This window comes from Fictibacillus halophilus, assembly GCF_016401385.1.
Taxonomy (GTDB): Bacteria; Bacillota; Bacilli; order Bacillales; family Fictibacillaceae; genus Fictibacillus; species Fictibacillus halophilus.
Genome location: NZ_JAEACF010000001.1, coordinates 1,700,515 through 1,723,656, shown reverse-complemented (window position 1 = coordinate 1,723,656; position 23,142 = coordinate 1,700,515). Strand labels below are relative to the sequence as shown.

Below are 23,142 nucleotides of genomic sequence, written 5' to 3'. Positions count from 1 at the left end.
CTCTTACAATCATAAAGGAAAGAAACAGATAAACGAGAATTTATATTCTGAGCTTGAATGAAATAAGATACCCCATGACTTTATGTAATTAAACAAGTAGGAGAGTGAAACCATATGGTACACGTAAAAAGTCTATTAGCTGATCAACTGTTAGCCAATGCAAATGATGCTAGCTGGTATCTGCCATTTAATGAAACGGTGGAAAATCTAACTGAGGAAGAAGCTTTTTGGAAACCAAGCGAGAATTGCCATAGCATCGCTGAAATTGTACAGCATCTTCTCTATTGGAATAAGACGTGGCAAACTCGATACATTCAGTCTCGTGTCCAAGCAGTACCTTCTATTGGAGATAATGATAAAAGCTTTTTCATACCGGAAAATCAAAAATTTTCACAGTTAAAGGAACAACTGCTAGTGGTACTCTTACAGTGGCAAAATCTACTATCAGAAGAGAAAGTAGAAAGCGAAGTTAATGGTTTTCCTGTACCTGCCAAATGGTGGGAGATAATTGGGAATGCTGCAACACACAATGCGTACCACATTGGGCAGATTATTATGATTCGTAAGCTGCAGAAAAGTTGGAAAGTAGAAGCTGTAGAAGCTAAATAGTAAAACAAGAAAACTGCATTCTACACCATTAGTGGTGGTAGTGCAGTTTTTTTACTTCATAAACTTAAGAATTCTTAAGGATTATTCCTCTTATTTCTTTAGGTTTGAATTATAGAATGGCTATAAATTCAAATCATCGGAGTGAATATTGTTGAAATTTTTATCTTTTTTAGCACAGTATATAAGTAACCCTCGGTCAGTAGGAGCCGTTCTTCCTAGTTCAAGTTATCTTGCTGATAAAATGGTAAGAAGCATTGATTTTAATAATGCCAAGTACATTTTGGAATACGGACCGGGTACCGGTGTTTTTACTGAAAAATTGCTTCAACATCGAAATCCTGAAACGATTATCGTATTATTTGAAAATAATATAGAGTTTTACAAAATTCTTGATGAGAAATATAAAGATGTAGATAATCTCTATATATACAATGGATCAGCAGAAAAGGTTGACTGGTATCTGAAGAAATGTGGAATTCCATACGTAGATTATGTGATATCAGGACTTCCGTTTGCCAGCTTACCAAAAGCCGTTTCACATCGTATTTTGTTAAAAACTTCAAAAATTTTAAGAAAGAATGGAAAGTTTGTTACGTTTCAATATACGAAGGTAATGAAGACCTTTATTGAACAATTTTTTTCAAAAGTTGATGTAAGCATTGAGATTAGAAATGTTCCACCTGCCATGGTGTTAAGTTGTTCGCTAGAAGAAGAAAAGATGGAGGGTACTTATGCAATCTAAAGTCCTGATCGTAGACGACGATAAAGATATTCGCAATCTAATATCGGTGTATTTAGAGAATGAGGGAATGCAAACCATTCAAGCAGAAAATGCAATTGAAGCATTAGAACTTTTGGAGAAGAAGGATTTTGATCTCATTATCTTAGATGTCATGATGCCTATGATGGATGGAATTCAGGCATGTATGAAAATAAGACAGGAAAGAAATATGCCGATCATTATGCTTTCTGCAAAATCTGAAGATATGGACAAGATTCAAGGACTTGCTTCAGGTGCAGATGATTATTTATCCAAGCCGTTTAATCCATTGGAGTTAATTGCACGAGTTAAATCACAGCTAAGAAGATATAGAAAATACAACCAGGATACAGATTCTAATAGAGAGTTAATTGAGATTGGAGATCTGAAGATTAATACAGAAACGCGTCAAGTAGGGGTCAGAGGGAAAGATGTTAGACTCACACCAAAAGAGTTTGCGATATTAGAGCTCCTTGCTCGTAATAAAGGTAGCGTTATGAGCATTGAGAAGATATATGAAGCGGTATGGCAAGAAGATTTCTATAAGTCAGACAGTACTGTTATGGTTCATATAACAAAGATAAGAGAAAAAATTGAAGAAGATCCGAAGAGACCCATCTATATCAAAACGGTTTGGGGAGTCGGCTATAAAATATGAGAATAAAGCCGATTAAAATATCGTTACTTGTAAAACTTCTGGTAGCAGTTGCTGTTAGCTTTTTTGTTTCAACTGTGGTTATGATCATCCTCTCTCAAATTATTTTGCATGTCTATAATCTTCAATATCTTACGATTGAAGATATTGGAGCAACTACCTATAATCTTATAGTTTTTCTGATTTTTACTTTTGTTATTTTTTCTTTTATTGTTACCTTCTTAGCATTGATACGAAAAAAAATCATTTATATAAAGCGTATTACAGAAAGTATTAATGAAATTGCTAACGGAAAATTGGGAATGACGATTGAAATGGAGGGAAACGATGAATTAAGCAAGCTTGCCGAAGATGTTAATAGTATGTCTAAGGAATTATCAAGTAAGTTTGAATATGAAAGACAACTTGAAATAGCGAAAAATGAATTGATTACAAATATATCCCATGATTTGCGCTCCCCTTTAACATCCATCATAGGGTATTTGGACTTACTGAGAAAGGGAAATTATTCGGGCCAAGATCAACTAAAAGAATATCATGATACGACTTATTTAAAATCAAAGCGGCTTGAAGCTCTAATCAATGAGCTTTTCGAATATACTCGGTTAACAAGTCCAGATGTAAAATTAGACATTAATGATGTAGACATGACAGGTTTATTAGAACAATTAATTGGGGAATACGTTCCTATCTTTGAAAAGGAAGACCTAACTGTTATAAAGGAGATACCAGAAGATGAAGTTCTAACTGCTATGGATATTGAAAAAATGGTACGTGTTTATGACAATCTTTTTATGAATGCCATAAAGTACAGCTCGAAACCTTCTATTGTCAAAGCTACTTTAGACATACAATCCAATTATGCCGAATTTAGACTGTCCAATCAAACAGAAAGGCCAGAAGTGCAAGACGTTAACCAATTATTTGAACGTTTTTTAGTAGGAGAAAAAGCGCGAAGCCAGAGTGAAGGAACGGGACTTGGACTCGCTATTTCTAAAAGGATTGTAGAACTACATGGGGGTCATATTCGAGCGGAGTATAAAGATGGTTGGCTAACGATTATCATTAGACTTCCGATTTGATTTAAGCTTATGAAGCATGCTTCATAAGCTTTTTTCGTTACAAAAAGTTAAGAATCGTTAAGAATATTCCTAAGCATTTCTTAAGGTTTATTTTACATAATGAATGTAACAGTTAGAAAAGGAGTTAGATGTAATGAATCTTAAAAGCCACCTAAATACGGCTTCATATAAAATAATGAATCAATATACGTATAGTTTATTTAAACAGTTAGGGATGCTGGTACTTTCTTTATTACTTTTATCTCAATCGTTATCTACACTTGATCAATCCTATAGAACGTTTGGAATAATCATTGGCTACACACTTGTTCTTATTTCGTTTGTTTCTTATTTTTTGAAAAAGCGAACAATCTTTGAACCAATAAGGACAGCATCTATCGTATATAGTATATTGGTCTCAGCAATATTTCTCACGCATATCATGAGCAGCATGATTGTTACGATTGATAACAAAGGATTAGAAACCATCCTAAACGAGAACATGGAACTTGCAAAACTTATCTATTTTGCTGTTTGTTATGCGCAACCTATTATCTTGCCCGTTCCAGAGATCGTAACTGTAGTTGCAGGAAGTGCAGCTTTAGGATCGTTCACTGCTTTTATTCTAGGTTTCACTGGAGCTGTTCTAGGGATTTTAACCATGTTTTACCTCTCTCGAACATATGGAATGAAAGTCGTAGAGCGATTGGTAAATGAGAAGCAATTAGAACAATATCATCGATTCGTTCAAAGAAACGAGATGTGGATTATGGTTTTGTTGTTCATCGTTCCCGTATTGCCAGATGAAATAATTTGTGTTGGAGCGGGTATCAGCGGTGTTAAAGCAAAACGCTTTATGATAATAGCAGTACTGTCAAAGGTAGTTACAACATTCTCTTTGGCTTATTCTTTAAGGTTGACGGAGATATTTTAATTAAAAACTTAAAAGAGTTTCTTAGTGAAAAACCGGATGCTGTGGAAACACATTCGGTTTTTTTGGTTTTAATAAATTCAAATTACTGTAATCAGACCGTTTGTAAATTAACTGAAAATTTCATTAAAAAATATATTGACTAAATATTGGAAGGTGAACTATCATATAAGTAATCGATTACGTAATCGATTACGTCACTATTGTTGAGGAGTATTTTTAATGGCAGTAAACATGAAAGAGGTTGCTCTAAAAGCAAATGTTTCAACAGCAACCGTGTCTCACGTAATCAATGAAACCCGATTTGTTGCTGAAGAGACTAAACAGAAAGTATTTCAAGCCATGAAGGAACTTAATTATCGACCAAATCCGGTCGCGAGAAACTTGAGAAGTCGTAAATCAAATATCATCGGACTAATCATTCCTGTTCAGTCGGATGATACATCTAACTTTTTCTTCATGTCCATCGCTCATGGGATCGGAAGCGTACTAAAGATGCACGGTTACCAGCTTATCGTGAGTAATACGAATGAAGAACTAGAGATGGAGAGAGAACAGATCACCATGTTCAACGATCAATTTATTGACGGTTTGATCATGGCACCAACTTCTCAGAGTCATGAATTTCTTCATCAGGAGTTGAACGGGGATTATCCTGTCGTCTTTATCGATCGTAAACCAGAAGGATACGATAGAGGAGATTTTATTCTAAGCGATGGAAAAAAAGGTACTTATGATGCCATTAAACTTTTGTTATCAAAAGGCCATAAGAATATCGGGTTCGTTACAGGACCTCTTGGAATCTCTACCAGTGATGAACGATTAGAAGGTTACAAGCAAGCTCTTCAGGAACAAGGGATTCAGGTAGACAACTCTCTTATTAAGGAAGCAGTGCCTACGCTTGAGAACGGATACCAATTGACTAAAGAATTACTCTCCTCATCAAAAGTATCTGCTGTTCTTGCAGCTAATAATGTTATGACTATGGGAGTAGTGAAATGTCTTCAAGATCACAAGAGAACGATCCCAAGCGATGTAGCAGTCATCGGATTTGATGATTATGAATGGGCTAAGATCACAACACCATCACTAACGATGATCAAACAGCCTTCATTTGAATTAGGTGTAAAAGCCGCTGAGGCCATTCTTAGAAGGATAGAAGAACCTGATGCCGACTTTATTGAAATGAGACTTCAAACAGAACTCATTCAACGAGAAAGCTGTTGATGTTAAAAAAGCGTTTTTTGTAAGCGCTTCATTTTAGCGTAATCGATTACGTGGAGGTGACTATATGGAAATATCACTAAATAAAAAGAAACAAGTGGTTGTTGTTCCTAAAAAGATGACAAGACGAAAAAAGGTGATGCGCAACTGGGAATTATATCTGTTTGTTCTTCCGTGTTTACTATGGTTCGTTGTGTTCAAATATGTTCCGATGTATGGAATCCAGCTTGCTTTTAAACAGTACATACCTACAGAAGGCATATGGGGTAGTCCTTGGATCGGCTTTCAGCATTTTACGAGGTTCTTCGAATCCTATCAGTTTTGGACGCTTATCCAAAATACATTGAGCTTAAGTCTTTGGGCTTTCATATTTACATTTCCGGTTCCCATCATCGTAGCTCTCTTGTTAAATCAATTGACGAGTGAAAGGTACAAGAAGTTTGTACAAACGGTAATCTATGCACCACATTTTATCTCTACCGTTGTTTTAGTGGGTATTCTGTTTGTGTTTTTATCTCCAACCAGTGGAATCGTCAACCATCTTATCGTTTTGCTTGGAGGAGAACCTATCCTATTTATGGCGAGACCAGAATGGTTTAAACCACTCTATGTGATTTCAGGTCTTTGGCAAGAAACAGGATGGGCGACAATCATTTACCTTGCTGCCCTAGCAGGTGTTTCACCAGCTTTACATGAAGCTGCAATCATGGATGGAGCAAATAAGTGGCAGCGCATCTGGCATGTTGATATTCCTGGAATAAGGCCGACTATCGTAATTTTGTTGATCCTTGCGATCGGAAACATCATGAACGTCGGATTTGAAAAAGCTTATCTCATGCAGACGGATTTGAACAAATCTGCCTCAGCCATCATACCAACATACGTGTATGAAATCGGTCTTCAGCGTGCTCAATACAGTTTTGCAGCGGCAATTGGACTATTTAACTCTGTTATCAACTTGATCATGCTTTTAATGGTAAACAGAATCGTGAGAAAACTTGGCGGAAACAGCTTATGGTAAGGAGGGGAGACTATGAAAGCATTCAGACGGACCAAAGGTGATATTACTTTTGACGTAGTAAACTACGCATTGATGACTCTATACGCCTTAATGGTATTGTATCCACTGTACTTTATTACGATCAGTTCAATCAGTGATCCGAATGCTGTATTTGCAGGGGAAGTTTGGCTATGGCCAAAAGATATTACGTTAGAAGGTTATGAACGGATCTTCAGTGATAAGTTAATCTGGATTGGTTACGGTAACACGATTCTTTATGCAGCAGTAGGTACAGCCATATCTATTATGTTAACGCTAACAGCAGCTTATCCACTTTCAAGACCTGATTTTTACGGAAGAAATTTAATTATGCTTGTATTCGTTTTTACTATGTTCTTTAGCGGAGGCCTCATTCCAACATATCTACTTGTTAAGGACCTTGGGATGGTTGATACCATTTGGGCAATGGTTATACCCAACGCTGTTGGGGTGTGGAATATCATAATCGCTAAAACGTTCTTTGAAACGTCTATCCCAGGGGAGCTAAGGGAAGCGGCTTTTATAGATGGATGTTCAAATACGCGTTTTTTCTTTAAAATCGTCCTTCCTCTCTCAAAACCGATCATCGCTGTTATGGTGCTGTTTCATGTGGTCGGACATTGGAATGGATTCTTTGATGCTCTAATCTATTTAAATGATGAATCGAAGTATCCGCTTCAACTAATTTTAAGAAATATTTTAGTAGAGAACCAAGTATCAAACTCTGCAGCAATGATGATGGATGTGGAATCATACGCAGCCAAGCAGCGTGTAGCTGAACTTATTAAATATGGAATGATCATCGTTTCAACATTTCCATTATTGATTCTGTATCCATTTTTACAACGTTATTTTGTGAAAGGCGTCATGATTGGTTCTATAAAAGGATAGGAAGATTTATCTTTAGGAGGTGATCAAAGAACTGAAGCGGGTTCATTAAAGGTAGGAAAAACATTAGGGGGGATAATATGAAAAAGGTATTATCAGTAGGAACAACCGTTTTCTTAAGTGCTAGTCTAGTATTAGCAGGCTGTAACTCAAAAGAAGAATCCGAGCCAAAGGATAAAGCAACTTTTGAGAAAACAGGCCTGCCAATCGTTAAAGAAAAAGTTTCACTTAATATTGTAGCACCAAAAGCACCTCTCGCACCAGATTATTCTGAAATGGAGATCTTCAAAAGACTCGAAAAATCGACGAACGTAGCGATCAAGTGGAAGAACATTCCTGATACTGATTATCAAGAAAAGAAGAATCTACTACTTGCGAGTGGTGATCTTCCAGACGCTTTTTACGGAGCCCAGTTTACCGACTATGACCTTGTGACATATGGTCAGAACGGCACACTTATTCCGCTTGAAGATCTAATCGATGAATATGCCCCAAACCTAAAAGAAGTCTTTAAAAAACGGCCTGAGATTGAAAAAGGGATCACGGCTCCTGATGGTCATATCTATTCACTACCTACGGCAGAAGAAATGGGAATTGGCGATACACCATTCTTCCCATCTATCAATAAAAAGTGGTTGGATAACTTAGGACTTCAAATGCCAACGACGCTAGATGAATACACAGAAGTGCTTCGTGCATTTAAAACTCAAGATCCTAACGGAAACGGTAAAAAAGATGAAATTCCATTAAGCTTTATGCATCTTTGGTGGTGTGCGGATATTGGTGATTTCTTCGCTGCCTTTGGTCAACCAGATAACTTAGATCATCGTATTGTAAGAGATGGAAAGGTTATATTTACAGCAGACAAACCAGAATACAAAGAAGCTCTTCAATACTTCCATCAATGGTATAAAGAAGGATTGATTGATCCTGAATCTTTCACACAAGATGCAGCTCAGTATTTAGCAAAAGGCAAAACAAAGGACGAGACACTCGGCTCTTACATCTGGTGGGAAACCGAAGAAGTAGTGGGCCCTGAACGAGCAGGAAATTATGTATTAATGCCTCCTCTTGAAGGACCAAATGGAGACAAATTAGTCGGTCGATCAAATGGTTCAGAATTTGCTAGAAATGCCTTTGTTATTACAAACGCTAATAAGAACCCTGAGATCACGATGCGCTGGATTGATCAGCAGTATGAACCTAAGATGGCTGCACAAATCCACTGGGGACCAATTGGAATCATCTATGAAGAAGATGAAAACGGAAAACTTGTAAACAAAGAACTTCCTGAAGGTGTAGCCATGGGAGAATATCGTCAGAAAGTAGCACCTAATGGCGCGGGCGTTATTCTAAAAGAAGATTTTGGTACCATTGTTGAGATGGAGCCTCGAGCAAAACAACGAATTCAAGATCTAGATAACATCTATCGCCCTTTTATGGAAAAAGAAAAGTATCCTACTATTTTCTTTAAACCAGAAGAGCTAGATCAGATTAACACGATAGAAACCGATGTTAAAGAGCTCGTTAACCAGACGCGCGCCAAGTTTATTGTAGAAGGTTTTAGTGATAAAGACTGGAAAGCATATGTTAAGGCACTTGAAGAAATGGGAGTCGAGGATATGATGAAGATTTATCAAGATGGACTTGATCGTTTCAATAAATAAAAATCTATGAAGGCCGGAATTCGTTTTTGTTTTCCGGCTTTTTAAAATCGTGGTGAGGATAATGAAAGAAATAGAAGTATTGTCTATCGGTGAACTCTTGATCGACTTTACACCAGTGGGTGCTTCAGCTAATGGAAAACCGATCTATGAACAAAATCCAGGGGGAGCACCTGCAAATGTAGCAGCTGCATTAGCAAAATGGGGAAGAGCGACTTCGATGATCGCCAGAGTAGGAAATGATTTCTTCGGCGAAGATTTGATAACAACTTTAGAAAATCATTATGTAGATTGTAGCTTAATTTCAACAGATGGCGATATTCCTACGACTCTTGCATTTGTAAAACTAAATGCGGAAGGAAACCGTTCGTTCAGTTTTTATCGTAAACCAGGGGCAGACCTTATGTTGAGAAAAGAGGATATAGACAAAGCATATATCAAACGTTGTAAGATCCTGCACTTTGGTTCAGTCTCTTTGACGGGCGGAACGTCTAGAGAAGCGACTTGGCATGCTGTAGAGCAGGGGATAGAGAACTCGAAAATCATATCGTTTGATCCCAATATCCGTGAACTTCTTTGGAAAGATCAAGATGAGATGAAAGAGCAGATCAAAAAAGGACTTTCTAAAGCCCATCTGGTGAAGATGTCGGATGAGGAGCTTTACTTTGTCACAGGTGAGAAAGAGTTAGAGAAAGCAGCTAAATTAATCACAGACGCGTATGCTATCCAATTGCTCATCGTTACATTAGGTGCTGAAGGGTCTTACTATCTGTTCGAAGAGAAAACGGGTTTCATCCAAGGTTACAGGGTAAGAGCTACTGATACAACAGGCGCAGGTGACGTGTTTTGGGCGAGTGTCTTACACCAGCTTTTAGAAAAAATAAGTCTACTTGAGCTCCAAGAAAAAGATATCCGAAACATACTGCAAACAGCTAATGCCGTAGGTGCTTTAACTACACTAAAAAAAGGGGCGATCCCTTCTATCCCCACTTTAGATGAGATAGAACAATTTTTACACCAACACCGAACACAAATGGAGGATAAGGTATGAGCATGAAGATAAGTCCGACGAACTTTTTTAACGAGAAGTATCGTCCTCAATTTCACTTTACACCAATAAAGAACTGGATGAACGACCCAAATGGAATGGTGTACTTTCAAGGAGAATATCACTTGTTCTATCAACATCACCCCGAGAGTACGGTGTGGGGGCCGATGCACTGGGGGCATGCGGTTAGCTCTGATATGGTCCATTGGGAACACCTCCCGATCGCCCTTTTCCCTGATGAAAACGGATATATATTTTCTGGCAGCATTGTCGTAGATACTTGGGATTCTAGCGGTTTCTTTGATGGTGGAGAAGGGCTGGTTGCTATTTTCACACATGCTGGAGAACACCCGGACACAAAAACACCGAGACAGGTCCAAAGTCTAGCTTACAGTACAGACAAGGGAAGAACGTGGACGAAATATGAAGGAAATCCGGTTCTTGAAGATACTTCCATCGCTGATTTTCGTGATCCTAAAGTAATTTGGTATGAAAAAGAGAGCAAATGGATCATGGTGCTATCTGCAGGAAACCATGTTCGGTTTTATTCATCAAGTGATATGAAGTCATGGCGCTTTGAGAGCTCATTCGGAGAAAAAGAAGGTTCGCACCTAGGTGTGTGGGAATGTCCAGATCTGTTTCAACTACCAATTGAAGGTGGTCACAGATGGGTACTGATCGTTAGTATCGGAGATGATCCCGCTTATACTGAGGGCTCACGCACACAATACTTTATCGGAGATTTTGATGGAAAAATGTTTACAAACGAAAACGATTCAGAAAAGGTATTATGGTTAGATTTTGGAAGAGACAACTATGCAGGTGTCACATGGTCTAACGTGCCTAAAGAAGACGGTCGCAGATTATTTATCGGTTGGATGAGCAATTGGAAGTATGCTAATCAAGTACCAACTGAAACATGGAGAAGTGCGATGACTTTACCGAGGTCCTTAACGTTAAATTCAACAAGGGAAGGTATCCGTCTTGTTCAAACACCCGTGCAAGAAATCTCTGCGCTTAGAAAACCAATAACTTCTATACAGCGAACCATAACGCTCATCCCAGGTGAGAATATTTTAAAAGATATAAAAACCAAAACCTTTGAACTTAAAGCTTGTTTTAAGATTAAAGAAGCAGCTGTCTTTGGCATCAAAGTACACCAATCAAAAGAAGAAGAAACGATTATCGGATATGATTCGGATCGTTCAGTTCTCTACGTAGACAGAAGAAGATCTGGAGACAAAACCTTTCATAACGAGTTTTCATGTGTTCAAGAAATGGAAGTATTTATAGAAGATCAATTTGCTCTTCAAATTTTTGTAGATACCTCTTCGGTGGAAGTGTTTGCAAACGACGGGAAACACGTCTTAACTTCTTTAATTTTTCCGAGAGAAGAAAGTAATGGCTTAGAACTCTTCCTAGACCATGGGGCTGTCGATCTTAAGTCACTTGATCTTTTCGACTATCAATCCATATGGGCGATAGGAGGAAGTTGATATGTCACAATTGATTGCTCACTGGTCGTTTGATGAAGGAATTGGAAAAGCTACAAAAGAAAAGATCAATGAACAATGGCATAATATTGATTATGTATTTAACGATGCCGTTGATAAACCATCAAGTGACCCCCTTTGGAGAGAAGGAATACAAGGGAACTGTCTGCTCTTTGACGGTTATTCTACATCCATTGTCAGCAAAAGCTTGTCATCATCCTCTTTATCAGAGATGACTATCGAAGCATGGATAGCTCCTCGTTCGTTTGAATACGGAGCAGATGGAAAACTTTCTGCAATAATCAATCAACATAACCAGAATAAGAATGAAGGATTTCTTCTAGGAATTTACAGACATGGTACATGGTCGTTTCAAGTGGGAACAGGCGATGAATGGCTTGAAGTTTGGGATGAAGGGCATCCACTCCCTCCAGCAGAATGGTCGCATATCGCAGCTACATTTAGTTCTCAACATGGCTATATGCGTCTTTATTTAAACGGCGAACAGATCGCTACGAAAAAAATTATGGACGGTTCTAAACTAAGGTTGAGTGATGAAGATCTTGTGATCGGAAAGCATAACCATCCTTTCATGATCGAAGAGGTCTTTTCATTAAATATGTACAACGGTTTATTGGATGAACTCAAAATTTATGATGTAGCTCTATCACCTATAAAACTTCTGAATCATTATGCAAGAGTTAAGGTGATCAAGAATGAGATACCTGAGATTCCTTACAACGATCTTGCTCTTAAAAGAGAGGTATACGAAGGAGACAGACACAGACCTAGATATCATTTAATTCCACCAGGACACTGGATGAACGAACCACATGCTCCCATTTATTTTGAAGGAAAATATCATATTTTTTATCAACATAATCCAAAAGGCCCTTATTGGCACTACATCCATTGGGGCCACCTTGTGAGTGATGATCTGGTTCATTGGCAAGATATGCCGATCGCTCTTACTCCTGCATCAGGTGAAATCGATCCAGACGGTGTTTGGTCAGGAAGTGCTTGTTATGATGAGTACGGTGTACCAGCTCTTTTCTTCACAGCAGGAAATGATGCTGTTTTTCCTAATCAGATGACAGGTCTTGCTAGGAGTATGTACAGAGAAGATGGTGACGTGCTACTTACAAACTGGAAAAAGCACGATAAGCCTGTAACTTTACAAACAAAAGGTGTAGGCATGAAGATAGGCGATTTTAGAGATCCATTCGTTTGGAAGGAAGATGAACTCTGGTACCAGCTTGTCGGAACCTCTCATGAAAACGGAGGCGGAACTGCTGCACTTTATACTTCTTCTGATCTACTAAACTGGGAGTATCAGAATCTTTTTTACAAAACTGATCATGAGAAATATCCGTATCTAGGACCTATTTGGGAACTACCTGTATTCTTACCTATCGGAGAAGATAGAGAAGGAAATAAAAAACATGTCTTTTTGATCTCACCAGTTGGTGAGGGAGCTGATGTAGAAGTGTTCTACTGGATCGGAACATGGGATAAAGAGCATTATCGTTTTGTTCCTGATCAAGAAGAGCCTCAACCTATTGATGTGGGGGATTTTCATTTTACTGGACCAAGTGGTTTTATCGATCCCAAAACCGGTAGAGCGATCGTATTTACAATCACTCAGGGACAGAGGACACTTATAGAAGAATACAAAGCCGGATGGGCACATAACGGTGGACTCCCTGTTGAGTTATTCTTGCGACACGATGGAAAACTAGGAATTAAACCAATTGATGAGTTATCATCACTTCGTTCCGAGTTACTCATTGACTTAGAGAATGTGAGTTTACTAGAAGCGAACAGACGACTTGCAAAGATTCAATCCGATTCATTAGAGATACAGTTAGTGGTAAAATTAGAAGAGATTGAGGAAGCAGGCATAGCCGTGAAAATGTCACCAGACAGAGAAGAAGAAACGTATCTCTATTACAATAAATCAAAAAGTATATTGGGTGTAAACCGGGAGAAAACCACATTAAACCCTTCAGCTAGAACCAAAGGCATCCAAGAAGGAAAGCTTGAGATTCAGGAGGATCTTCTCACTTTTCATCTCTTCATAGACAAATCAATGATAGAGCTCTATGTAAACGAACAAAAAAGTTTAACCACCCGTTCTTATCCGACTAAAGAGGATGCATTAGGGCTTGAACTCCGAATATGGGGAAGAGCTGAAGTGGTTTCTTTTAAGGTATGGTCGATGAACGGAGCCTATGAATAGATAGAATTCTCTATAAAGGAAGTCAACATGAAAAGACTATTAACATCCATAACTTTGATGCTTAATTTTACAGGAAATTTAGTAATTCTAAACGGTCTTTGGCTACTCTTTACCTTTTTAGGATTGATTGCATTTGGCCTATTTCCATCAACAGCTGCACTCTTTGCTGTAATCAGGAAGAGTTTACGGTCTAAGTCAGACTTAAATATGCTAAAAGATTATTGGTTTTATTACAAGAAAGAATTTATACGATCGAACGTATTAGGAAGTATCACTATTTTTCTTGTTTACTTCTTTTATATTGATTGGAGGCTTGTACAGTCCTTAAGTTTTCCCTATTCTTTACTAGGTTATATCTTTTTATTATGTTTATTGTTGGTTAGTAGTACCGTATTCATCTATTTGTTTGCAATGATGGCTCATTACGAGATAGCACTAAGTCGTGCAATAAAGATGTCATTCCTGGTAGGTTTATTACATCCAATATCTACGGTTCTTATGCTCATGATAGCTGGTGGTTTATATTATCTGTTTTCAACGCTACCGATACTCATCCCGTTCTTTAGTGTGAGTGTATACGCATATGTTGTCATGAAATGGGCTCTTTTCATTTTTGAAAAAAATGATAACAAAACACAGGCAGCCTGAGAGGCTGCCTACATTATATGATTTAATCATTAGATAGTAGATTACAACTTCCATCCAATGGGAGAATATCTCCTTTAATGCCATAATGTTTAATCCGTAAATATTCCCCCCACACACGCTTTCTTCCTACTTCTGTTTCCATCCAATTATATCTATTTACTTCAATTCCTTTGTAAACAGAATTAAAGGTATAAGGAATGTACTCGATTTGTCTTGGTAAATGTTTTTTCAGCGTTCTTATTTGTCTGCCTGCAACATGACTTTTACAAACAACCATTAAAGTCTGGATCATTGTAAAGTCAAAAACCTCTTTTGCATAAATTACATTTTCAAGAGAATTAGTAGATTTTTCTTCCATAAAAATTTTCTCGGAAGGTATTCCTGCACTTACTAAATAGGAAACAATAACTTGTGCTTCAGAGATTTCAATATCTGAATTGCCATCCCAATCCGGATGAGGAATACCGGTAAGGCTTCTTCCACCAGTGACAACAATTGTATCTATGTAGTTATATTTATAAGCTTCGATTGCTTTTTCCCAATGCCCACTATGAGTGCCACTAAATATAAAAAGCGCATCACATTTTTGGGGGATTACCTCTTTTTCAAAGGTAAGAGCAGTCAAAAAATCAACGTCCATTTCATTCAAATCAGGAATTACGGGTTCTTTAGAAATAAGAGGTTTCATAATGGAACTCCTTAAAATAGATTTTAATTCTATATTTAACAATATATTACATATGAGTGTTTGTGCAAGATTTTTTCTTGTTTGTTCCTACTTTTGCGATTTTGTACATGAATCTATGTATAATCGCATTCTAAATAAAGGGAAGGTGTAAAAAGCAATTTTTCTTGTTCCACTAACGAACAGGATAGTAAAAAAGGATATTTACATATTAATAACGAATTGTTGATGAATAGAGTAATGGTGGATAGTGACTAAAATGAAATTCATATAATAGTTACAAATTTTAATTGTAGGATGATAAGTCGATGATAGGAATAAGTATTGCAACGAAGTGGGAATATGAAGCGACATTGAAATATTTCGGCATAAAAGATCATGAACGGTTCGGTTATCCTTATGGCGAATATTTCTTAAGAACAATTAATGAAACCGAGCTTGTTTTTTATAGTACCGGTGTAAGAAAAGTAAATGGTGTTGGTGGTAGCCAGTATATGATTTCAAAATTCAATCTAACGAAAGTAATCGTTGCTGGAACCTGTGCAGGTATAGATGATAATTTCAGTAATTTGGATATTTTTGTACCCGATAAAGCCGTTCAATATGATTGCACAGTAAAAGAAATCGAGCCTCTTATTAAGCAATCATTCATAGTCGATATTGATCTATCCAAATATGGAAACGATTTTTATACGGGAACAATTGCCACTGCTGATAAAGCAGTAGTTATGTGGAAGGACTATTTAGAACTTAAAGAAAACAAAATAACTATAGCCGATACAGAAGCAGCGGCAATTGCTTATATCTGTAAGAAGAATGAGGTTGAATGTATTATTATTAAAGGAATATCTGATTTTCCAACAGATGAAAGAAACTCTGATAAATTCGAATCAAACATTCAACAAATTAATGTTTATTTAGAAAACACACCTAAAGTTATGAACAAAATATTTGGCGAGTATTTAAAAAGGTTTATTTAAAATAATTTTAATTTAGACCTTTGAGTCTTTAGTAAACCCCATAATATGGATAGAGTTATACATAAGGTAGCTAATTTGTTTTGGGTGCGTAAGTTTAATAAGCCTAATAGGTAAATAGGAACTTCCACAATACTGGAAGTTCCTGTTTTATGTCTATTATCAAAAATTAGCCCAATAATAAAAAGTCGATTCAAAAGACGAATCGACCTTTTTATATACTTTTATAAAATTCATCTTATGTCTTTGGAAATGTAAATCCTTCTCCAAACACATCTCTTACATCATGGACAACAACAAACGCTTTTTCGTCAACGCGTTGAATCATCTTCTTTAACAAGAATAACTCTTGTTTATTAATCACAACGTAGAGTATATCCTTTGCTTCATTCGAGTAATGACCTCTTGCATTAATAATCGTAACGCCGCGATCCATCTCATCGCTTACTTTCTTAGCGATTTCGTCTGTGTTTTCAGAAATGATTGTGACAGCTTTTCTCGTATCGAAACCATCAATCAAGTAGTCCAGAATCTTTGTACTAATGTAAATGGATATTCCCGTGTACATCGTGTTTTCAATCCCTATCACAAATGCGGAACCAATAACGACAAGAATATCAAAAACAAACATCGTCGTACTAACACCCCAGCCGAAATGCTGATTCAACATACGTGCGATGATGGTTGAGCCGCCTGTTGTACCACCTGATCGCAACACAAGGCCTAACCCGATTCCAATGAATACACCTGCAAAAACAGTACCAAGCATAATGTCAACGGAATTTCCCATGCCTTCTGTTAAATGAATAAAGAGAGAAGTAAAGAAGATGGCGATCATCGTATACCAAGTCACTCGTTTATTTAATACTTTATAACCTATGGCTAAAAGGAAACCGTTCATAATGAAGTTTGTAAGTCCCGGTGACCAGCCTAAAACATAGTAAAGGGTCATGGAAATACCGGTTACACCGCCTTCACCCAATTCATTTGGGATGGCGAACCAATTGACCCCCAATGCAAAGAACAGGGATCCTATTATAATTAATGTTATTTCTTTTCCTGTGTGGTTCATATTATCACTCCGTTCAACCAGAATACCTAGGATAATATATCATACTGAATTCCTTCGAACAAGATTGTTCTACAATTTTGTTCATTCTTATATCATCTATGTTAGAATAAGTGAAAAGAACGTATAGGCAGGTAATTTTAAAATGCGTAAAGAAACAGTTGAACAAAAAGTTTATCATCTAATCAAAAACGCCATCTTAAATAGACAAATTGCACCTGGGAACCAGTTATTTGAAAATGCTATTGCTGAGAAGGTGAATGCGAGCAGGACGCCAATTCGAAGTGCAATCATGAAGCTTGAATCAGAAGGGCTAGTGAATGTTATTCCGAATAAAGGAGCATTCATCGTTCAGCCGACCATTGAAGAAATGGTTCAAGCCTTTGAGATGAGAAAAACACTTGAAGAAATGGCGATCCATAAAGGGTTCTCCAATCTTGCTGCAGATGAAGTGAAGCAACTCAAACAACTCCTTAACGAAATGAAGAGCGCTTATATGGAACGAGATATCGTACCGTATCAAGAAAAAAACAATGCTTTTCATCTTGTTCTAGCGAATGCTAGTGGAAACAGTTATCTAATAGAATTTATGAAGAAAATTTTGAGTCAGATTACAATTTACATGGTTCTTTATGATGTTTTTAATGGGAAGTCTAATGAAGAGCAAGACATGCTAGAACACGAGCAAATGATCCAATATATCGAAAAGGGAGAAGAGGAAAACTTACGTGTATTACTTCTCCAACACCTTGATAATAGTTTAACCAAGCTTCAGCAGGATAAATTAAATTATCAGTCTCTTACAACGTTGTTTTAATGGAGCATTAAAGACTAAAGGAGATGTTGTATGGGTCAGACAGAATTGCCGGGAAAAATTATTATTCTCAATGGTGCACCCAGGTCAGGAAAATCAAGCATAGCTTCAGTTATTCAAAACGAATTTGAAGGTGTATGGATGAATATAGGTGTAGACCGTATCATGGATATGACCCCTGAGAAATTTCAACCAAGCATAGGGTTAAGACCAGGTGGAGAGAGGCCAGATTTAGAGCCTATCATACAAAAGTTGTATCTTGCTATGTACAAATCAATTGTAGCTTTCAGCCGTGAGGGCTTAAATGTCGTAGTGGATGTTGGTCATCATGAAGGGTATTCCGAAGAGCGGGAATTTCTTCAACAAGCTGCTCAAATTCTTAAGGGAACGCCAGCATGGTTTATTGGTGTTCGCTGTCCAATTGATACTGTGATGAAACGTCGAATAGAGACCTGGCAAAAAGGCTATACTCCGGAAGGGAATATTCCAAAACCCATAGAACTTTGGCAAAACGTTGTTCATGACCCTGGTATATATGACTTAGAAGTAGATACCTCTTTATTTACCTCAGAAGAATGTGCAGCTCAAGTTTATCAAAGGGTTTATGAAGGTCCTCCACCTAGTGCACTTCAAAAAATACTGAATCTCACTTGAGAATACTTAACTGATATTTTTGATTTTAATACACATGATTTATAATAGTAATTATAATAACTTGTAAAATCTGAGGGATGTACAATTGAAAACGAAAGATAACAAATCCAAATATTATGCGAAAATTTCATTAGGAATTATGGGTGGGGGATTTCTTGCCACTTTTCCTTTCCAGGATTCTATAGCAGGACAAGTTCTTCAAGGAGGATTTGAAGCGGGCTTAGTAGGTGGTTTGGCAGATTGGTTTGCGGTTACTGCTCTATTCCGTCATCCTCTAGGTCTTCCAATACCGCATACTGCGTTACTTCCTAAGAATCGTGATCGCATGCTCAAAGCGATTATTAATATGCTTGAGAACGATTGGCTAACAAAAGAGAGCATTCAAAATAAAATAAAAGACATGAACATATCGGAAAAGGTATTACATGAGTTAGAGCAAAGGTTGGATTCACCAACTCTTCATAAAGGCATTCAGTCTACGGTCATACATCTCATAAATGAAATCGATCCTGAAAAAATATCACCTATTTTAGAGAAGGAGCTAAAAGATTATTTACATGCTGTAGAAATAGAACCCGTGCTGCACTCAATCGTCAACCAAGTGTTGAAAAGGGAGCTTGATGCAAAAGCTTTAGATTATGTATTGTTTGAAACTGAAAAATGGTTGAAGAAAGAAGATACAAAAAATAAAATTGGAACCTTAGCGAAACAGCTACTTGATAATACGAATGCAGACGGTTTTATGAAGATGGCTATTCAATCTTTTAGTCAAATGATTAATGCAGAGAAGTTAGGGAATATGTTGCAGCCCTTTTTTCTTAAAAGGATTGTGCTTCTTCAAGAGCCAAATAATCCGTATAGAAAAACGATTCTTGATAGAATTCACAGTGAGATAAAAAATGTGAATGAGCGGAGAGAACTAATGGTAGAACTTGCTGAATGGAAGAACACCATGGTTGAGGAGTGGAGTCCGTCAGATCAAATAACTTCACTATTAGAAAAAATGAGGGATAAATTCATTCTACAAGCTCAAGATGAAGAATGGATAAAAAGGAATATCATCACTAGACTACACAACCAAATTATTCATTTAAAAGAAGACTCAACTAGAATGATGAAAATAGAAGGATGGATTCAAAGCCAACTTTCGCTCATGGTTGAGAAATATCATGCTAAGATTGGTCAACTTGTAAAAGAAAACCTTGAGAAACTGGATAATGAGACACTAATAAACATTATAGAAAATAATGTAGGAAAAGATTTACAATGGATCAGGGTGAATGGAGCAATCTGTGGATTTTTAATCGGAATTCTTTTAACTACCTTTAAGATGGTAGTCTAATTTTAGTGTTTGCTTAAGACAATCATACAACTAAAAAAAGAAAAGACTGATCGAAGGTATGTTTTATAACCTTCCGTATCGGTCTTTTCTTCTGTTATCCTTAACTTAAAGACTTATCCGAAACGGGTGATGAAAGTCTAATTAGTGTAGATGGTTGTCCAAATGTCATTGAATCATCTATAAAGCTTTCCAAAGATTGTACAGAATGCGTGACGACTTTAATAAGATAGTTATATTGTCCAGCTAGGCGGTGACATTCTATCACATCGGGGTGATCTTTACAGAATTCAACAAACTGCTTGCATTTCGTATTATCGTATAAGATAAATGCCATGATTGGTTTATTCATTTTTTCAGGATTAATAATCGCCTTATAACCCTCTATTATTTGTTTGTCCTCAAGCTTCTTAACCCGTTCATGAACCGCAGGATTTGACAGACCAATTTTCTTACCTAATGCCGTTATGGATAATCGAGCATCTTGCTGCAAATGTAAAAGAATCTCTTTATCAATTTCGTCCATATCTTTCCCCTCAACTTTAAAAAATTAGGTATATTCTATCTTTTTTCGATGTTTTTAATGAAAATCATAATATATAACGTAATTATTCCATGTAAAAACAGTTATGGAAAAAATATAATATATACAGTGCTTAATTACAACGAATATATCTAAAGGGGACTGGATCAATTATGTTAGAGATGAGAAAGAACTGTGAAAAATGTTCGGAACAGCTTCATGATAAGTCGGATGCCTACATATGTGTTCATGAATGTACGTATTGCCCATCATGCACAGCTGAGATGAATCATATTTGCATGAATTGTAACGGTGAACTTGTTAGACGTCCAAAAGCAGGGGCACAAATAATAAGTTGTCCATTAAGTAAATAAGGAGGAGTAGCATTCTCGCAAATCTAAAAAAAAAATTACTAGAATGGGTTTAATAGGTTACGAGTTTGGTAATAATACTTATAACAATAAACTCATTTTAGGAGGAACTAAAATGCTAATGACAACTGTGAAACTGAGCGAGTATGCAGGGAACAAGGATTTTGATTTGAACGGTTACATATCTCAACTAATTTCTACACCTTCACAAAAAAAATAACAAATGGCAGCCTTAATGGCTGTTTTTTTTGTTTCCAAAACAAAAGGTCAAAACATAGGAAAATCTGCAAATTTCATAAAACTGTCAGAGGAGAATCATATGAAAACCTTTCAACTTTCTTTATTCTTAAAAGAAAGATTTCATTACAGGAGGGAATATGATTCTAGAAACTGATTATAAGTGGTTTATGTTTATTAACGAAATCGTTTCAAGCTATCCGCTAATTGACGTTTTAATGATTTTCTTTGCAGAATACGTTCAGTATGCCTTTGTTTTATTATTGTTTATGCTGTGGTGGAGAAATAATAAGAATGACAGGGTAATCGTATTTCAAGCATTGTTTGCATTTTCATGATCATACTCAATGAATCGACTGATTGAGTTATTTATCTATCGAGAGAGGCCGTTTATCTCACATGAAATCGTTCAATTGGTAGAGCATGCTGCTAACTCTTCCTTCCCTAGTGATCACGCCTCATCAGCAATCTCGATTGCTGTCACGTTAATGTTAGTAACATTAAGGTATAGGTATATATGGTTTATGGCCGCTATCTTGATCACATGTTCAAGAGTATGGGTTGGCGTTCATTATCCATTTGATGTAGTGGCTGGAGCATTGATCGGAACACTAATCGCACTTCTTACTCATTTTCTACTCATTAAAATGAGACCAATAGCTGAACTGCTTAGAAGACCTATTTTTAACCGTAAGATATAAAAAAAGAATACCAGATGCCAATTTATCATTTTTGACGTCTGGTATAATTTCTATTTAAATTGTCTTAAGTAAAATGTTTACCCCTTTATCCCTTTGATAGAGACTGTATGAAAACCCCTAGAATCTGGTCCTCTCACTAACGAAACATTCTTAAATCCCTTATCCAACATGAATGGCATCACTTGATTTTCTGAAACTTCCTTAACACTTTCCCAAGTTTCATTGCCTTTACCATTAGAAAAAGTAATAACTACTAATCCATCAGACTTAAGAACTCTATAGATTTCTGAAATGATGGTATCGACTTCGCTCCAAAAATAAATGGTTTGAATACTATACAACTTGGTGAACATATCGTCATTAAAAGGGAGGTTATTGAAATTAGCTTCAACTAGCCTAACTATTTCGTTGTTTATTTCCTTTTTATTACGTATCGCAGCCGACCGAATGGCTGTTGAAGAAAGATCTAAACCTACAATTTCCTGAACACTATATTTTCCTGTGATCATTTGTATAGCATAGCCGGCACCGCAACCAAGTTCTAACACTTTATCTTGTTCTTGAAGTTCCAATTGTCCTATCGTCCACTCTGTTTCAGGTTTGTGCTGCCTGACCATTTTTTCTACGATATATGTACCGATTAATCCCTTTGGCGTGTGATAGTGTTGATCTATATACTCTTTTACAGAATGAAGTAATTTCATCATTTTCTCCTTTAAAACTATTTTAAAACATTTGAGATCTTCCTTCTTATTCGCTTTAGTTCAAGATCATCCCTCTTCATTCTGTTAAAGTTCATTGTTAACTTTATAATTGCGTAGAGTGATAACCCTTTTGGAAAGGACTGATTAGGTTGAAGAGTCTAAATGTTAATATCATAACCTATTTAGCTGAATTTGCTGAACAAACCGTTAAGATGTGGCGTGATAGTAAATTCGAGGCAATAGGTGTAAAAGAGTCTCATAGTTTTGAAAGTCATGTGTACTTTCTGAATAATATTCTGACGAAGGAGTTTGTGGTGGAATTAGCGATGGTTGATGCAAAAGTCGTTGGAATGATTGCCTATAATCAAACCGAAATAAGCCAGCTATATGTTCACAGGGGTTATCAAAAAGCCGGTATAGGTAATGCATTGCTTCAACGAGCAAAGGATCACTCAAGCGGAAGAATAGCATTATACACATTTGAAGTGAATAAAAAGGCGCAACGTTTTTATGAGAAGAATGGTTTCAAAATTATTGGAAGAGGCCATGAGAATGAAGAGAATTTGCCAGATATTCAGTATGAATGGAGAGCGAATAAGGAATAGTCTTTGTACGATTCATAGATGCATATTCTTTTATTTTTGGAGGTTCAGAAATGACTAAATGGAATAAAAAAGGTTTTGTGATTTTGACTGGAAAAGAATAGCTAAATACGGATTTCATTACCTTTGTAATGTGTACTAAAAATTACTTTGAAAATCACCTATCAATATTTACTAAGTAATATTGATAGGTGATTTTAGTTCTCA

At 36.7% G+C, this 23,142-nt stretch carries 23 protein-coding genes and 1 pseudogene; 20 read left to right on the top strand and 4 right to left on the bottom strand.

Annotation, left to right across the window (positions count from 1 at the left end):
• Nucleotides 1–114: 114 nt before the first annotated feature.
• From I5J82_RS08955 to I5J82_RS08895, 13 genes are all read left to right on the top strand, one after another.
• Nucleotides 115–609 (top strand): DinB family protein, encoded by a 495-nt coding sequence (locus I5J82_RS08955; RefSeq protein ID WP_198767576.1) that lies wholly within the window; start codon nucleotides 115–117, stop codon nucleotides 607–609.
• A gap of 151 nt (nucleotides 610–760) precedes the next feature.
• Nucleotides 761–1,351 (top strand): class I SAM-dependent methyltransferase, encoded by a 591-nt coding sequence (locus I5J82_RS08950; RefSeq protein ID WP_198767575.1) that lies wholly within the window; start codon nucleotides 761–763, stop codon nucleotides 1,349–1,351.
• The gene (locus tag I5J82_RS08945; protein ID WP_198767574.1) at nucleotides 1,341–2,027 is read left to right on the top strand and encodes a response regulator transcription factor; all 687 of its coding nucleotides are present in this window, start codon (nucleotides 1,341–1,343) and stop codon (nucleotides 2,025–2,027) included. Before I5J82_RS08950 ends, I5J82_RS08945 begins: the two co-directional genes overlap by 11 nt.
• A complete protein-coding gene (locus I5J82_RS08940; protein WP_198767573.1) occupies nucleotides 2,024–3,106 on the top strand; it encodes a HAMP domain-containing sensor histidine kinase in 1,083 nt (360 codons plus the stop codon). Before I5J82_RS08945 ends, I5J82_RS08940 begins: the two co-directional genes overlap by 4 nt.
• 133 nt (nucleotides 3,107–3,239) lie before the next feature.
• Nucleotides 3,240–4,019, top strand: a complete 780-nt coding sequence (locus tag I5J82_RS08935; protein ID WP_198767572.1) for a TVP38/TMEM64 family protein — start codon at nucleotides 3,240–3,242, stop codon at nucleotides 4,017–4,019.
• A gap of 219 nt (nucleotides 4,020–4,238) precedes the next feature.
• Entirely contained in the window at nucleotides 4,239–5,243 is a 1,005-nt protein-coding gene (locus I5J82_RS08930) for a LacI family DNA-binding transcriptional regulator (RefSeq protein ID WP_198767571.1), read from the top strand.
• Between the two features lie 64 nt (nucleotides 5,244–5,307).
• Complete coding sequence (locus I5J82_RS08925) at nucleotides 5,308–6,261, top strand: ABC transporter permease (protein WP_198767570.1); 954 nt, start codon at nucleotides 5,308–5,310, stop codon at nucleotides 6,259–6,261.
• A 12-nt stretch (nucleotides 6,262–6,273) separates the two neighbouring features.
• Nucleotides 6,274–7,170 (top strand): carbohydrate ABC transporter permease, encoded by an 897-nt coding sequence (locus I5J82_RS08920; RefSeq protein ID WP_198767569.1) that lies wholly within the window; start codon nucleotides 6,274–6,276, stop codon nucleotides 7,168–7,170.
• A gap of 77 nt (nucleotides 7,171–7,247) precedes the next feature.
• The gene (locus I5J82_RS08915; protein ID WP_198767568.1) at nucleotides 7,248–8,834 is read left to right on the top strand and encodes an ABC transporter substrate-binding protein; all 1,587 of its coding nucleotides are present in this window, start codon (nucleotides 7,248–7,250) and stop codon (nucleotides 8,832–8,834) included.
• Between the two features lie 61 nt (nucleotides 8,835–8,895).
• Nucleotides 8,896–9,882, top strand: coding sequence for a carbohydrate kinase family protein (locus I5J82_RS08910; RefSeq protein WP_198767567.1), 987 nt, complete (start codon nucleotides 8,896–8,898; stop codon nucleotides 9,880–9,882).
• Nucleotides 9,879–11,375 (top strand): glycoside hydrolase family 32 protein, encoded by a 1,497-nt coding sequence (locus tag I5J82_RS08905; RefSeq protein WP_233096446.1) that lies wholly within the window; start codon nucleotides 9,879–9,881, stop codon nucleotides 11,373–11,375. Before I5J82_RS08910 ends, I5J82_RS08905 begins: the two co-directional genes overlap by 4 nt.
• Before the next feature lies 1 nt (nucleotide 11,376).
• On the top strand, nucleotides 11,377–13,611 hold the full coding sequence (locus I5J82_RS08900; protein WP_198767566.1) for a LamG-like jellyroll fold domain-containing protein: 2,235 nt from the start codon (nucleotides 11,377–11,379) through the stop codon (nucleotides 13,609–13,611).
• Nucleotides 13,612–13,638: 27 nt separating this feature from the next.
• Nucleotides 13,639–14,259 carry a YesL family protein gene (locus I5J82_RS08895; RefSeq protein WP_198767565.1) on the top strand — a complete coding sequence of 207 codons (621 nt, stop codon included), beginning with the start codon at nucleotides 13,639–13,641 and terminating at the stop codon, nucleotides 14,257–14,259.
• Nucleotides 14,260–14,281: 22 nt separating this feature from the next.
• Here I5J82_RS08895 and I5J82_RS08890 read toward each other — a convergent pair whose 3' ends face one another.
• Nucleotides 14,282–14,947, bottom strand: a complete 666-nt coding sequence (locus tag I5J82_RS08890; RefSeq protein WP_233096445.1) for a YdcF family protein — start codon at nucleotides 14,945–14,947, stop codon at nucleotides 14,282–14,284.
• A gap of 305 nt (nucleotides 14,948–15,252) precedes the next feature.
• Between I5J82_RS08890 and I5J82_RS08885 the strand changes: the two genes are divergently transcribed.
• The gene (locus I5J82_RS08885) at nucleotides 15,253–15,924 is read left to right on the top strand and encodes a 5'-methylthioadenosine/S-adenosylhomocysteine nucleosidase family protein (RefSeq protein WP_198767564.1); all 672 of its coding nucleotides are present in this window, start codon (nucleotides 15,253–15,255) and stop codon (nucleotides 15,922–15,924) included.
• A gap of 235 nt (nucleotides 15,925–16,159) precedes the next feature.
• Here I5J82_RS08885 and I5J82_RS08880 read toward each other — a convergent pair whose 3' ends face one another.
• A complete protein-coding gene (locus tag I5J82_RS08880) occupies nucleotides 16,160–16,993 on the bottom strand; it encodes a YitT family protein (protein WP_198767563.1) in 834 nt (277 codons plus the stop codon).
• Between the two features lie 142 nt (nucleotides 16,994–17,135).
• Between I5J82_RS08880 and I5J82_RS08875 the strand changes: the two genes are divergently transcribed.
• The 3 genes from I5J82_RS08875 (at nucleotide 17,136) to I5J82_RS08865 (ending at nucleotide 19,800) form a co-directional block, all read left to right on the top strand.
• Complete coding sequence (locus I5J82_RS08875; RefSeq protein WP_198767562.1) at nucleotides 17,136–17,807, top strand: GntR family transcriptional regulator; 672 nt, start codon at nucleotides 17,136–17,138, stop codon at nucleotides 17,805–17,807.
• A gap of 30 nt (nucleotides 17,808–17,837) precedes the next feature.
• On the top strand, nucleotides 17,838–18,458 hold the full coding sequence (locus I5J82_RS08870; RefSeq protein WP_198767561.1) for a chloramphenicol phosphotransferase CPT family protein: 621 nt from the start codon (nucleotides 17,838–17,840) through the stop codon (nucleotides 18,456–18,458).
• An 85-nt stretch (nucleotides 18,459–18,543) separates the two neighbouring features.
• A complete protein-coding gene (locus I5J82_RS08865) occupies nucleotides 18,544–19,800 on the top strand; it encodes a DUF445 domain-containing protein (RefSeq protein ID WP_233096444.1) in 1,257 nt (418 codons plus the stop codon).
• Nucleotides 19,801–19,900: 100 nt separating this feature from the next.
• Here I5J82_RS08865 and I5J82_RS08860 read toward each other — a convergent pair whose 3' ends face one another.
• On the bottom strand, nucleotides 19,901–20,323 hold the full coding sequence (locus I5J82_RS08860; protein ID WP_198767560.1) for an Lrp/AsnC family transcriptional regulator: 423 nt from the start codon (nucleotides 20,321–20,323) through the stop codon (nucleotides 19,901–19,903).
• Nucleotides 20,324–20,493: 170 nt separating this feature from the next.
• On the opposite strand from I5J82_RS08860, the gene I5J82_RS08855 reads away from it, so the two are divergent.
• Both I5J82_RS08855 and I5J82_RS08850 read left to right on the top strand, forming a co-directional pair.
• Nucleotides 20,494–20,694, top strand: a complete 201-nt coding sequence (locus I5J82_RS08855; RefSeq protein ID WP_233096443.1) for a DUF1272 domain-containing protein — start codon at nucleotides 20,494–20,496, stop codon at nucleotides 20,692–20,694.
• 374 nt (nucleotides 20,695–21,068) lie between these two features.
• Nucleotides 21,069–21,629, top strand: a pseudogene (locus I5J82_RS08850) (undecaprenyl-diphosphatase).
• A 77-nt stretch (nucleotides 21,630–21,706) separates the two neighbouring features.
• Here the strand turns inward: I5J82_RS08850 and I5J82_RS08845 are convergent.
• A complete protein-coding gene (locus tag I5J82_RS08845) occupies nucleotides 21,707–22,333 on the bottom strand; it encodes a class I SAM-dependent methyltransferase (protein ID WP_198767559.1) in 627 nt (208 codons plus the stop codon).
• Between the two features lie 149 nt (nucleotides 22,334–22,482).
• On the opposite strand from I5J82_RS08845, the gene I5J82_RS08840 reads away from it, so the two are divergent.
• Entirely contained in the window at nucleotides 22,483–22,938 is a 456-nt protein-coding gene (locus I5J82_RS08840) for a GNAT family N-acetyltransferase (protein WP_233096442.1), read from the top strand.
• Nucleotides 22,939–23,142: the final 204 nt, after the last annotated feature.

What these genes read in the sequence shown, in the direction of transcription:
- I5J82_RS08955 (WP_198767576.1), top strand. Translation starts at nt 115, where the DNA reads ATGGTACACGTAAAAAGTCTATTAGCTGATCAACTGTTAGCCAATGCA.
- I5J82_RS08945 (WP_198767574.1), top strand. Translation starts at nt 1,341, where the DNA reads ATGCAATCTAAAGTCCTGATCGTAGACGACGATAAAGATATTCGCAAT.
- I5J82_RS08940 (WP_198767573.1), top strand. Translation starts at nt 2,024, where the DNA reads ATGAGAATAAAGCCGATTAAAATATCGTTACTTGTAAAACTTCTGGTA.
- I5J82_RS08935 (WP_198767572.1), top strand. Translation starts at nt 3,240, where the DNA reads ATGAATCTTAAAAGCCACCTAAATACGGCTTCATATAAAATAATGAAT.
- I5J82_RS08930 (WP_198767571.1), top strand. Translation starts at nt 4,239, where the DNA reads ATGGCAGTAAACATGAAAGAGGTTGCTCTAAAAGCAAATGTTTCAACA.
- I5J82_RS08925 (WP_198767570.1), top strand. Translation starts at nt 5,308, where the DNA reads ATGGAAATATCACTAAATAAAAAGAAACAAGTGGTTGTTGTTCCTAAA.
- I5J82_RS08920 (WP_198767569.1), top strand. Translation starts at nt 6,274, where the DNA reads ATGAAAGCATTCAGACGGACCAAAGGTGATATTACTTTTGACGTAGTA.
- I5J82_RS08915 (WP_198767568.1), top strand. Translation starts at nt 7,248, where the DNA reads ATGAAAAAGGTATTATCAGTAGGAACAACCGTTTTCTTAAGTGCTAGT.
- I5J82_RS08910 (WP_198767567.1), top strand. Translation starts at nt 8,896, where the DNA reads ATGAAAGAAATAGAAGTATTGTCTATCGGTGAACTCTTGATCGACTTT.
- I5J82_RS08905 (WP_233096446.1), top strand. Translation starts at nt 9,879, where the DNA reads ATGAGCATGAAGATAAGTCCGACGAACTTTTTTAACGAGAAGTATCGT.
- I5J82_RS08900 (WP_198767566.1), top strand. Translation starts at nt 11,377, where the DNA reads ATGTCACAATTGATTGCTCACTGGTCGTTTGATGAAGGAATTGGAAAA.
- I5J82_RS08895 (WP_198767565.1), top strand. Translation starts at nt 13,639, where the DNA reads ATGAAAAGACTATTAACATCCATAACTTTGATGCTTAATTTTACAGGA.
- I5J82_RS08890 (WP_233096445.1), bottom strand. Translation starts at nt 14,947, where the DNA reads ATGAAACCTCTTATTTCTAAAGAACCCGTAATTCCTGATTTGAATGAA.
- I5J82_RS08885 (WP_198767564.1), top strand. Translation starts at nt 15,253, where the DNA reads ATGATAGGAATAAGTATTGCAACGAAGTGGGAATATGAAGCGACATTG.
- I5J82_RS08880 (WP_198767563.1), bottom strand. Translation starts at nt 16,993, where the DNA reads ATGAACCACACAGGAAAAGAAATAACATTAATTATAATAGGATCCCTG.
- I5J82_RS08875 (WP_198767562.1), top strand. Translation starts at nt 17,136, where the DNA reads ATGCGTAAAGAAACAGTTGAACAAAAAGTTTATCATCTAATCAAAAAC.
- I5J82_RS08870 (WP_198767561.1), top strand. Translation starts at nt 17,838, where the DNA reads ATGGGTCAGACAGAATTGCCGGGAAAAATTATTATTCTCAATGGTGCA.
- I5J82_RS08860 (WP_198767560.1), bottom strand. Translation starts at nt 20,323, where the DNA reads ATGGACGAAATTGATAAAGAGATTCTTTTACATTTGCAGCAAGATGCT.
- I5J82_RS08855 (WP_233096443.1), top strand. Translation starts at nt 20,494, where the DNA reads ATGTTAGAGATGAGAAAGAACTGTGAAAAATGTTCGGAACAGCTTCAT.
- I5J82_RS08845 (WP_198767559.1), bottom strand. Translation starts at nt 22,333, where the DNA reads ATGAAATTACTTCATTCTGTAAAAGAGTATATAGATCAACACTATCAC.